The organism is Streptomyces sp. NPDC047049 (assembly GCF_040643995.1).
GTDB lineage: Bacteria > Actinomycetota > Actinomycetes > Streptomycetales > Streptomycetaceae > Streptomyces > Streptomyces mooreae.
Genome location: NZ_JBEYVM010000026.1, coordinates 39,885 through 51,919 on the forward strand (window position 1 = coordinate 39,885; position 12,035 = coordinate 51,919).

Here is a 12,035-nt window from a genome sequence, read left to right on the forward strand (position 1 = left end):
GTTTTTCCGCGGCCGTCACGCAAACGCCGAGGGGCCCGGGACGCATGGTGCGTCCCGGGCCCCTCCAGCTGTACCGCGCCGGCGTCAGGCCGCCGCGGCACCGCCGCCGTTCTTGTTGATCAGGCGGGGCAGCACACGGAAGCCCACACCGCCCGCGATCATCGTCGCCGCGCCGATCAGCAGGAAGGTGGTGCCGGAGGAACCGGTCTCCGCCAGCTCACCGCCCTTGGCCTGCTGCTTTGCCTGGCCGGGCGTGTCAGCGATCTGCTCCTTGCCCTGGCCGGGCTGCTCGATCGGCTTGGTGCCCTCGTTGTCGGTGCCGGTGCCGGTGCTGGAGCCACCGTCCTGGCCGCCGGTGCTGGGACCGCCGGTCGTGCTGCCGGACTGACCACCGCTGGTCTCGTCGCCACCGGTCGTGCTGCCGGACTGGCCACCGGAGGTCTCGTCGCCACCGGTCGTGCTGCCGGACTGACCACCGGTCGTGGGACCGCCGGTCGTGCTGCCGGACTGGCCGCCGGTGGTCTCGTCGCCACCGGTCGTGCTGCCGGACTGACCACCGGTGGTGGGACCGCCGGTCGTGCTGCCGGACTGGCCGCCGGAGGTGTCTTCGCCACCGGTCGTGCTGCCGGACTGACCGCCGGTGCTGTCCTGGCCACCGATGCCGCCGGTGCTGTCCTCACCGCCGATCTCGCCACCGGTGCCACCGATCTCGCCGCCGGTGGTGCCACCGGTGGTCTCGTCGCCACCGGTCGTACCGCCGGTGCTGTCGTCACCGCCGCTGCCGCCGCCGAGGACTCCGCCGAAAAGCCCACCGATCAAGCCGCCGCTCTGGCCGCCGGTCTCACCCGGGCTGGCCGCGGATGCAGCGCCGGCCGCGGTGAGTGACGCACCGGCCGCAATCACTGCGCCGGCCGCAATGCGCGCTACGCGCAGCCGCGTCTTCTTCGTCATGTACTGCTACCCCCAGTAGCTGAACTCGTCATGGGTGCACCGCTGTACGGGGCGACGAGCCGATGTCGGGGTGCACGAGCCTCGGCTCCGCACTACGGGCGGGCCGCTCAATTCCCCGTTCTTACACGCGCCCCAGACATACGCATGCCGCGCTCAGCCTTCCCAGTTCGGCCATCATCGTCAAGGTCGAATAAAGTCCCGATGCCCGAATTGACAAGCAGTGGGCGGTACATGGACATACGACTGTGACCAAACCGCCACAGCAAAAACAACTGCCTCCCGGAAGGAAGCAGTTGTTTCGCTTTCGGACAGGCCGTGGCCCGTTACTTCTCCTGCTGCTTGCGCCAGCGGATGCCGGCCTCCAGGAAGCCGTCGATGTCGCCGTCCAGCACCGCGCTGGGGTTGCCGACCTCGAATTCGGTCCGCAGGTCCTTGACCATCTGGTACGGGTGCAGGACGTAGGAACGCATCTGGTTGCCCCAGGAGTTGCCGCCGTCGCCCTTGAGCGCGTCCATCTTGGCCTGCTCCTCCTGGCGGCGGCGCTCAAGGAGCTTGGCCTGGAGGACGTTCATCGCGGTCGCCTTGTTCTGGATCTGCGAGCGCTCGTTCTGGCAGGAGACCACGATGCCGGTGGGGATGTGCGTCAGCCGGACCGCGGAGTCGGTGGTGTTGACGCCCTGGCCGCCGGGGCCGGAGGAGCGGTAGACGTCCACCCGCAGCTCGGACTCGTCGATCTCGATGTGGTCGGTCTGCTCCACGACGGGCAGCACCTCGACGCCGGCGAACGACGTCTGGCGGCGGCCCTGGTTGTCGAACGGCGAGATGCGCACCAGGCGGTGCGTGCCCTGCTCGACGGAGAGCGTGCCGTAGGCGTACGGGACCTGGACGGCGAAGGTGGTCGACTTGATGCCGGCCTCTTCCGCGTACGAGGTCTCGTAGAGCTCGGTCTTGTAGCCGTGCCGCTCGGCCCAGCGCAGATACATGCGCTGCAGCTTCTCTGCGAAGTCGGCGGCGTCCACGCCACCGGCCTCGGCACGGATGTTGACGACCGCCTCACGGGAGTCGTACTCGCCGGACAGGAGGGTACGGACCTCCAGCTCGTCGACCGCCTTGCGGACGGCGGTCAGCTCGGCCTCGGCCTCGGCCCGCGCGTCCTCGTCGCCCTCGGCCTCGGCGAGCTCGAAGAGCACCTCGACGTCGTCGACCCGGCCGCGCAGATCCTCGGCCTTGCGCAGCTGGCCCTGGAGGTAGGACAGCCGACTGGTGATCTTCTGTGCGTTGTCCGGGTCGTCCCACAGGGACGGCGCCGCGGCCTGCTCCTCGAGCACGGCGACATCGGCCCTCATCTTGTCGAGGTCCAGGACGGCCTCGATCGACCCCATGGTCGAGGAGAGGGACTTCAGCTCTTCGGATACATCGACGACTGCCACGCACCCAGCCTAACGGCTGCCGCCGTCAGCGTGACCCGGCCCCGGCAGGTCGGACCTGCCGGAAACCGCGGGCGGCGATCGCCCGGCAGGCCGGCCGCGGCCCCGCGCACCGGCCGGGACCGGGGCCAAGCGGTCGTTCCCGGCCCCGTCGGCGGCACTGCGGGGCCCTACGGGGTGCCGGGGTCCGGCTGCTGGACGCCCGGTGTGGCGTCCCCCGCCGTGTCGTCGCCCGAGGCCAGCCAGCCGCCCAGACCGGCCGCCACGACCACCGCGGCGGCGGCCGCGCCGAGCTTGATCCGGCGGCGGCGCACGGCGTCCGGCGACGAGCGGTGCCGGGCCGAGCCCGCCCGGCGTTCCCCGGCTGCACGCGGGGCGCGGGCGGTGCCGTGGGCGCCGCCGGCCAGCTCGTCCGGCCCGGGGACCCGCATGCTGGTGTGCGTCTCCCGGCTGGAGTCGGGGACCGCGCCCTGGACCAGCGGGACGGCGCCGCGCGGCGGGGTGGCCTCCCCCGGATGCGGGGACGGGTGGAACGGCTCCTCACGGGAGGCGGCGGGGCTCTCCGGTTCCTCCTCCGGCTGCTCCTCCTCCGGCTCGTCGATGTCCAGCGGCGGGATACCGGCCAGGCCGGGCAGCAGCTCGCGCAGCCGGGCGGCGAGCTCGGGGGCGCGCAGCCGGGAGGCCGGCGCCTTGGCCAGGCACTGCAGCAGCAGCTGCCACAGCTCGTCGGGGATACCCGGCAGCGGCGCCACGCTCTCGGTCACATGGCGGCGCAGCACCGCCCCGGGGTGACCGCCGCCGAACGGCGTGAACCCGGCCAGCAGCTCGTACAGGACGGTCGCCAGCGCATAGACGTCCACGGAGGCGCGCGGCGGGAGACCTTCGATGATCTCCGGGGCGAGGTAGTCGGGGGTGCCGATGACCTTGGCCGAGCGGAGCGATCCTGAGCTCCCCCCTGCCGGGGGCTGGAGGGTACGGCGCGGCGAGTCGACGAGCCGGGCGATGCCGAAGTCGGTGAGCAGGGCGGGGTGCGCACCGCCGGGGCCCAGCGGCCCCTGCATGTCCAGCAGCACGTTCTCGGGCTTGACATCGCGGTGCACGATCCGTGCGGCGTGCGCCGCGGCGAGCCCGTCGGCGACATCGGCGGCGATCGCGACGGCGGCCTCCGGGGCCAGTCGGCGTTCGCGCTCCAGACGGGTGCGCAGATCGGTGCCCCGGACGAGGTCCATGACCAGCGCGAGGTCGTTGCCGTCGACGACGAGATCGCGGACGCCGACGACATGCGGGTCCTCCAGGCTCAGCAGCGCCGCCCGCTCCTGCACGAAGCGGCCGACGAGTTCCTGGTCGGAGGCGAGATCCTCACGCAACAGCTTGATGGCCACGGCCCCTTCGGGACCCTCGCCCAGCCATACCGTGCCGGCACTGCCCCGCCCCAGGATCTGGTGGGCGGTGTACCGGCTGCCGATCTTCCGTGCCAAGACTGCTCCGACGTGTCGGGCCCCCGAGCGTCCTGCGGGGGCTGAGGTTGGCGTCAAAGCTACGCGGGTGCCAGGGGGTTCCGTGCCCCGGAACGTGGCAACCTTCACTTCTGTGAGCGAAATTGACCGTCAGAAGTCGACAAATCCACTGGGTGGATTCGCGGGCAGGTTGACGGGGCGTTTCAGGGTGCGGTTCATGGGGCGGGTCATGGGGAGGCATGGCGCGGGCCCGGTCCGCCTGCGGAGAGGCGGGCCGGGCCCGTCGATGACCGTCCGGAACAGGTCCGGCGCGCCCGCGCGGTGAGCCCGCGGGCGGACGGCGTCAGCCGCCGAATTTCTGCACGAACTGCTGCACGCTGTGGAAGACGTGCCCGACCTGCGAGAAGAAGCCCCGCGTCGTGCCGATCCACTCCTGGAGCGGGGTCAGCTCCCAGACCAGCCAGGCCGCCACGAACAGCAGGATCAGCGTGAACAGGCAGCCCTTGAGACAGCCCAGCCCCGGGATCTTCATCGGGTTGGCGCTGCGCTGACGGGGCTCGCGCCGGGGCCGGGGCTCCGGCTCGGGCCGCCGCTGCGGTTCGTAGCGCTGCGGCGGCGGCTCCTGGCGGCGCTGGGGGGCCTGCGGCTGCTGCTGCGCGTACGGCGCCGGAGCGGGCTGGCGGTACTGGGGCTGCTGCGGGCGCTGCGGCGGCTGCTGGGGAGCGGCCTGGCGCTGCGGGCGGCGGCGCAGCGGGTCCTCGGCGGGATCCAGATACTGCACCTGGGTCTGTTCGTTGCGGTCGCGCGCGGCCCGCATCTGGGATTCCCAGGGATGGGGGTTGTCGGGGTTCTGCGGCCCGCCGGCCGGTGCGCCCATGGGCATCGGCGGCATGGCGCGGGTCGGGTCGGCGCCCGGCCCGCCGGGACCGCCCGGACCGCCGTGGCCCGGACCGCCCGGACCGCCGGTGGACGGGAGCACGCTGGTCGCCGCGGCCGGGTCGTACGAACCGGCACCGGAGGGGAGCACCTGGGTGGGGTCGGCGTCGCCGCCGGCGCCCTGGCTGCCGTCGGCGCCCGTTCCGGGGACGGTCGCGGGCGCGGGGTCGGGGGCGAGCAGCGCGGCGACGCCGAGCGCGGCCTCGGCCGCGGCCGGGGTGGCGTGCGCCCCGATACCGTCCGCCACCGTGCGCAGCGCACGGGCGAGGTTCTCGGCGCTGGGCCGCTCCTCGGGGCGCTTGCGCAGACAGCGCTCGATGACCGTCCACAGCGGCTCGGGGAGCGTGCCGGGGCGGCGCGGCTCCTCGCTGAGGTGGCGGTGCAGCACCTCCAGCGCGGTCGACCCGGCGAACGGCGGACGGCCGGTGACCAGCTCGTACAGCAGGATGCCGGCGCCGTAGATGTCCACGGCGGAGGTCTGCGGACGGCCCTCGGCGGACTCCGGCGCCACATAGGCGGGGGTGCCGACGAATTCGTGGGTGCGGGTCAGGCCCGGGGAGTCGGCGAGGCGGGCGATGCCGAAGTCGGTCAGCATCGGGTGCATCTCGCCGCCGCCGTCCGACCCGGCGAGCAGGACGTTGGCGGGCTTGAGGTCGCGGTGCACCACGCCGTCGGCGTGGCTGGCGGCCAGCGCGTCGGCGATCTGGGCGGTGAGCAGCGCGGCGGCCACCGGGCTGAAGGGGCCGCTGTCACGCAGATAGCGGTGCAGGTCGGGGCCGTCGACCAGATCCATGACCAGGGCGAGCAGATCGCCCTCGACGACGAGGTCGCGGGTGCGGACGATGTTCGGGTGGGTGAGGCGCAGCAGGACGGAGCGCTCCCGCAGGAAGCGCATCACCACGTCCGCGTCGTGCGCCAGCTCCTCCTTGAGGACCTTGATCGCGACCGTCTCGCCGGGCTCTCCTGCCACGGCGGCCTCGGCGCCCGCCGTCTCCCGCTGGCGGGCACGCCAGACGGTGCCCGTGGCGCCGCGTCCCAGCGGCTCCTCGAGCAGGTACTTGCTGCCTACCGGCCGCACGTCATGCGCTCCCTGGTCGTGGTGGTTCTGTCGCCCGGCCCGCCGGGTCAGTTGATCAACTCCGCTGATCCACTCCGCGCGGCCCGTCCGGCCCACTGTAATGCCGTCGTACAAACTTTTCGGTCCGTCGGCCCGGGATGGGCTTGTGGGAAAGACGCAGTGGGGGAACGGATGGTTGCCTGCCGCGTGCGGCTGGTACCCGGCACCGCCCGCGCCAATCCGCACCCGGCCGTTCCGCACCGTTCCGAGCTGACCACGGCGGTCGAAATCCGGCCGGGCACGGCACGCAAGCAGGCACTTTTTCGCCCTTAGAGGACCAATCAAGATCACTGAATGGCGGTCGGGGGGCGTGTTGTCAGTGGCAGGTGCGAGGATGCACCCAGCACGATGCGGTGGGGGCGCGCGGTCTTTGTCGTGACGTGCACTTGGGACTTGTACGTGCCGACGTGCCCGGGTGCGGTGGGGGGAGTGAGCGGTCCCCCGGCGGATTCCGGCAGAAGGGACCGTTGACGGCGATGCAGATCCGGCTGACCGTCCTCGGGCCGCGCAGCGGCCACACCACACGGACCTGCGACGTGCTCGTGACGGCCCCCGCCGGGACCGCGCTGGCGGCGGTGGCGGGCGCGCTCGCGGCCTCCGTGGCGGGCTCGGGTGCGGACGTCGGCGGTCCGGGCGGCGGCAGCGGCCCCGTCGTGCTGTACGCCGGGCACGACCGGCTCGATCCGCAGCGCGCGGCGCTCGGCGAACCCCCTTTGATCGACGGCGCGGTGCTCTCCCTCCAGGGGCCGGGCCCCGCCCCGGCACACGGCCTGCCGCACGGCTCGGCCCGTCTGCGCATCGTCTCCGGGCCCGATGCCGGCGGGGTGCATCTGCTGCACGGCGGCCAGATCCGTATCGGCCGCTCGGCCGACGCCGATGTCCCCCTCGACGACCCCGATGTCTCCCGGCTGCACTGCGCCGTGACGGTCGAGCCGGACGGCGCGGTGTACGTCGCGGATCTGCACTCCACGAACGGCACCGTCGTGGACGGCACCGACCTCGGCGAACGGCCCGTGCCCCTGCCGCCCGGCGCCCTGCTGCGCATCGGGGAGTCCGCCCTGCGCCTGCAGTCCGCGCCCGCCTCCCCCGACCCCGCCCTGCCGGCCGCCCCGGACGGCGAGGGGCATCTGCGGATCGCCCCGGGCACGGCCGGTGCGCGCCCGGACGCGGCGGCCGGGCAGGCAGCGGCAGTGACGGGCCGGACGGAGCGTCATGGGGAGCACGGGCGGCACGGGGGCTACAGGGAGCACGGCGGACACGGGACGTCAGCGGGCCCGCGAGGAGCCACTTCCGCCGCGGAGGGGAAGTACACGGGGGCCGGCACCCTCGCCCCGGACCCGGCGGGGCGGCGGGACACTCCCCTGCGCGGCACCCCGGCCCGGTACGCCGCCCCCGGCCATGGCTCCGTCCACGGCACTCCTTCCGGCTCCGCCGCGGCGCCCGTCCCGGGTGCTGCCACGGGCCATGTCTACGACCGCACCACCGGCGCCGCCCCGGCGGACGGCTTCGGCCCCGGGGTCCGGGAGCGCAGCGACGCCCTTCCGGCCGGCGCGCAGGACCGGACGCACGGCGGGCAGCAGTCTTTGGCACCGGAGTCCCTGGCACCGGCCGATGAGGGATTCCGGACCGAGGAGGGGGCCCGTAAAGGCGGGCGCCGGGGCGGCATCGGCGCCTGGGCACGACGGCTGGCGGGCGGCCGGCCCGCCGTGGAGCGGCCGGCCGACGCCCTCGCACCCGAGTACGCACCGGCCGGCGCCTCCGGGGCGGCCTTCGCGGACACCTCCGAGGGCGCCCCGGCGCATGAAGCCCTCTCCGGGCCGGCCGCCGACGAACGCTGGCCGGATGCCGCCGCGGTCCTGCTCACCGCGCTGGGTCCGGGGCCCCGGCTCTGGGAGCGCGGCCCGGACCACCCCGACGCACTGACCGTCCGTCTGGGGACCGCGGCCCGGCACGGCGGCCGGGCCGCCGTGCCCGTCACCGTCGATCTGCGCCGGGCGGGCTCCCTCGGTCTCGCCGGGCCGCGGGCGCGGCTCAGCGGGCTGGCCCGCAGCGCCCTCGCCCAGCTCACGGCCCTGCACTCCCCCGGCACCCTGGAAGTGGTGCTGATCAGCGCGGACCGGACGCGCCCGGCCGAGGAGCGGGTGGCGGACTGGTCCTGGCTCGGCTGGCTGCCGCAGGTCCGTCCGGACCGCGGCCAGGACTGCCGGCTGCTGCTGGCGTACGACAGCGAGCAGGCCGCGGCCCGTACGTCCGAGCTGGTGCGCCGGCTCGACGACGGCCCGCTGGGCCCCGGCTGGGCGGACGCCGAGCGAGCGGAGACCGCCTCCGCCGCCGCCCGCCACCAGGGCCCGTTCACCCTCGTGGTCGTCGACGGCGATCCCGGAACCTCCGCGCTGCGCGAGACCACCGCCCGGCTCGCCGCGGGCGGCCCGGCGGCCGGTATCCACCTCCTGTGCCTGGCCGAGACCCCGGCCGCCTCCCCCGCCTTCCCGCTGGCCGCGACGTACGAGGCGGCCCGGGCGGCCTCGCCCGCCTTCGGCGAGTGCGGGGCGGTGGCGGTGCTCAGCGGAGATGTCGCCACGGCGCTGCGCGTCGTCCAGCCGGGCTCCGGGCCCAACGGCACGGTCGCGACGGTGGACGCGGTCTCCGGCGCCTGGGCCGAGCGGTTCGCGCGGGCGCTGGCGCCGCTGCGCGAGAGCGATACGGCGGCCGCGTCCGGTGGCCGGACGGCGCCTCGTGCGGCCGTCCCGCTGCCCGACTCCGCCCGGCTGCTGGACGAGTTGGGGCTGGCCCGCGCCACCCCGGCGTCCCTGATGGCCCGTTGGGCCGCCGCGCTGGACACCGACAGGCCCGGCGCCGCCGCGGTGCTCGGCGCCGGGCCGCACGGCCCGCTGTGCGCCGACCTCGCCGCCGATGGCTCGCATCTCGTCCTGGAGGGCGCGGCGGCCACCGGCAAGACCGAGCTGATGCGCGCGATGGCCGCCTCGCTGGCGGCCGCCGACCGCCCGGATCTGCTGTCGCTGGTGCTGGTGGACGGCGGCGGCAGCGAGCGCGGCGAGGGGCTGCGGGTCTGCACGGACCTGCCGCATGTCACGACCTACCTCGCCGCCTCCGACCCGGTCCGGATGCGGGCGTTCGCCCAGGCGCTGTCCTCCGAGCTGAAGCGGCGGACGGAGATACTGGCCGGCACCCCGTTCGCCGAGTGGCGCGCCAAGCATCTGTCGGCTCCCCGGATCGTCGCCCCGCGACGCTCGGCCGAGAGCGGCGACAGCGAGCGCAATGGTCCCCCTGGCCATACTCCCCATAGCCGCGAGAACCGCGAGAACCGCGAGAACCGTGATTACGGAGAGCAGGAACTGACTACTCTCCGTAATCGTTGCCGTGATAGAGGAACGGACGGCGGCACAGCGGCGGACCCGTCCACGACCGGAACCCTCCGCCTGCGCCCCCGCAGCACACCGCCCACCGCCGGCCCGGCAGCCACGGAGGACGACACCGCCCCGGCCCCGCCGATGCCCCGGCTCTTCGTGCTGGTCGACGACTTCGACGCCCTGGTGGCCCCGGCGCTGGGCAGCACCGGCCGGCCCGCCGCCGGCTCCGTGGTGCGCGCCCTGGAGGCGGTGGCCCGGGACGGGGCGGAGCTCGGGGTCCACCTGATAGCCGCCACCGGTCATCCGGACCGTACGGCGGAGACCGCGACCAGCGAACGGGCCGGTCTGCGGGTCCGGTTGGGCGCCTTTGACGATCCGTCCGAGCCGGTACCCGCGGGCCGCGGCCGGCTGCACCGCGCGGCGGACGGCTCCTCGACACCGTTCCAGGCGGGCCGGGTCACCGGCCGGATACCCCGGACCTCCACCCTCCGGCCGACGGTCGTACCGCTGGAGTGGCAGCGGATGGGCGACCCGCCGGCCCGGCGCCCGCTGCGCGAGCTGGGCAACGGCCCGACGGACCTGGCCCTGCTGGCCAGTGCACTGCAGCGGGCCGCCCAGTCCTCGGGGGCGGCACCGGCTCCGCCGCTGTTGTGAAGCGGGCGGCTTGAGGAGCCGGTGAGCTGAGAAGCCGGTGAGCCGAGGAGCCGGTGAGCTGAGGAGCCGGTGGGTTGAGGAGCCGGTGAGCCGAGGAGCCGGTGAGCTGAGGAGCCGGTCGGTTGAGGAGCCGGTGCGCCGCCATGTTGCAAACCCGGCGCCCGCCGGCCCCGCCTCTGGACACGTCCCGCCGTTGCCGTGGCGTCGGTGGGCCACGCCTTCCGAACCCGCCGCCCGCCGCCCGCCGCCCGCCGCCCGCCCATAACAGCCGCGTCACGAATGGCCCGTTGGCGCGGAACGCGGTATTGCGGAGCCGGTGGCCAGGGGCGTAGGACTGTCGCACACCGCACGGCACGACGTGCACCGCGGAGCACGGCGTACTCCGCACGGAACGTCGTACTCCGCAGAGACCGCGGAGCACGACGTGTACCGCGGGCCAACGGAGCACCACGAGGCGCAGCGCGACCACGCACCATCGCACGGCACCGCACGACGCGAACGGCACGATCGGCACATAGGCCGTACGGCACGACGTGATCAGGACGTAGGCGCGTACGGCACGACGCGATCGGCGCACGCGGGCGCGTACGGGTGCGATGCGGGCACGAAGCGAACGGCACGGTGGGGGGCGCCGTGACACGTCAGGGCACGGCCCCCTTTGCACCCGGTACGGCAGGCGCGGCGACAAGGGGCTACGGGGATGCGCAGACGACTCGACCGCACGGCTGTGCGCGCCACGACCGCGGTGGCGGTGGGCACGGCGCTCGCCCTGGCGCTGGCCGCGTGCGGCAGCGGCAGCAGTGGCGGCGGCGCGAAGGACAACGGCAGCGGCGGCGGCAAGGGCGGCAGCACCGCCCCCACCGTGCAACTCCCCCGGCTCAAGGGCCAGAAGCTCCAGGTCACCGCGGTCTGGACGGGGCCCGAGCGGGAGAATTTCGTCAAGGTGCTGGACGAGTTCGAGAAGCGCACGGGCGCCACGGTCGACTTTGTTCCCAGCGGTGACGACATGGCCGGCTTCATCGGCTCCAAGATCGCCGGTGGCGGGCCGCCGGACATCGCGATGCTCCAGCAGGTCGGTGTGCTGGGCGAGTTCGCCCGGAAGGGCTGGCTCAAGCCGCTCGGCGCGACCGCCAAGGCGCAGCTCGCCAAGAACTACAGCAAGGGCTGGCAGGATCTCGGCGCGCACAAGGGAACGCCGTACGGCGTCTACTTCAAGGCCAGTAACAAGTCGCTGGTCTGGTACAACGCCAAGGCGTTCGACAACGCGGGCACCCAGGAGCCGAAGACCTGGCAGGACTTCCTCAAGACGGCGCAGACCCTCTCCGAATCGGGCGTGGAGCCGGTCTCGGTGGGCGGTGCGGACGGCTGGACGCTGACCGACTGGTTCGAGAACATCTACCTCTCCCAGGCGGGGCCCGAGAAGTACGACCAGCTGGCGCAGCACAAGGTCAAGTGGACGGACGCCTCCGTCAGGCAGGCGCTGACCACGCTCGGGCAGCTCTTCGGCCGTAAGGACCTGCTCGCGGGCGGCAACTCCGGTGCGCTGCAGACGGATTTCCCGACGTCGGTGACCCAGACCTTCAGCGGCGGCACGCCGAAGGCCGCGATGGTCTCCTCGGCCGACTTCGCCGCTGCCAACATCACCCAGACGAAGGCCAAGGTCGGCACGGACGCCAAGGTCTTCCCGTTTCCGGCGGTGGGCGCCAGGTCCCCGGTGGTGACCGGCGGCGATGTGGCGGTGGCGCTCAAGGACTCCAAGGCCGCGCAGGCGCTGCTGACGTTCCTGGCGTCGACGGATGCCGCCAAGATCTGGGCGCAGGCGGGCGGGTTCATCTCGCCCAACAAGGAGCTCGACCAGGCGGCGTACGCCGACGGGGTGATGCGCCGGATCGCCAAGGCGCTGATCGCGGCGGGCGACGACTTCCGCTTCGACATGTCCGACCAGGCGCCCGCCTCGTTCGGCGGCAAGCCGGGCCAGGGCGAGTGGAAGGACCTGCAGGACTTCCTGAAGAGCCCCAAGGACGTCGCGGGCACCCAGGACCGGCTGGAGAAGGACGCCGCGAAGTCTTTCGGGCGCTGAGCACCCGCCGCCGAACGCTTCGACCGGGACCGGGGGACCGTC

At 74.0% G+C, this 12,035-nt stretch carries 6 protein-coding genes; 2 read left to right on the plus strand and 4 right to left on the minus strand.

What is annotated here, in order from left to right:
• Nucleotides 1-84 precede the first annotated feature (84 nt).
• The 4 genes from ABZ851_RS34335 to ABZ851_RS34350 form a co-directional block, all read right to left on the minus strand.
• Nucleotides 85-951: an LPXTG cell wall anchor domain-containing protein gene (locus tag ABZ851_RS34335; RefSeq protein ID WP_361136221.1), complete on the minus strand. Its 867-nt coding sequence runs from the start codon at nucleotides 949-951 to the stop codon at nucleotides 85-87.
• 323 nt (nucleotides 952-1,274) lie between these two features.
• Nucleotides 1,275-2,381, minus strand: coding sequence for a peptide chain release factor 2 (gene prfB, locus ABZ851_RS34340; protein WP_361136223.1), 1,107 nt, complete (start codon nucleotides 2,379-2,381; stop codon nucleotides 1,275-1,277).
• A 167-nt stretch (nucleotides 2,382-2,548) separates the two neighbouring features.
• Nucleotides 2,549-3,856: a serine/threonine-protein kinase gene (locus ABZ851_RS34345; protein WP_361136225.1), complete on the minus strand. Its 1,308-nt coding sequence runs from the start codon at nucleotides 3,854-3,856 to the stop codon at nucleotides 2,549-2,551.
• A gap of 322 nt (nucleotides 3,857-4,178) precedes the next feature.
• Nucleotides 4,179-5,849, minus strand: coding sequence for a serine/threonine-protein kinase (locus ABZ851_RS34350; RefSeq protein ID WP_361136227.1), 1,671 nt, complete (start codon nucleotides 5,847-5,849; stop codon nucleotides 4,179-4,181).
• Between the two features lie 515 nt (nucleotides 5,850-6,364).
• On the opposite strand from ABZ851_RS34350, the gene ABZ851_RS34355 reads away from it, so the two are divergent.
• Together ABZ851_RS34355 and ABZ851_RS34360 are read left to right on the plus strand one after the other, a co-directional pair.
• Nucleotides 6,365-9,913, plus strand: a complete 3,549-nt coding sequence (locus ABZ851_RS34355) for an FHA domain-containing protein (protein WP_361136289.1) — start codon at nucleotides 6,365-6,367, stop codon at nucleotides 9,911-9,913.
• A 700-nt stretch (nucleotides 9,914-10,613) separates the two neighbouring features.
• Complete coding sequence (locus ABZ851_RS34360; protein WP_361136229.1) at nucleotides 10,614-11,993, plus strand: ABC transporter substrate-binding protein; 1,380 nt, start codon at nucleotides 10,614-10,616, stop codon at nucleotides 11,991-11,993.
• Nucleotides 11,994-12,035 lie beyond the last annotated feature (42 nt).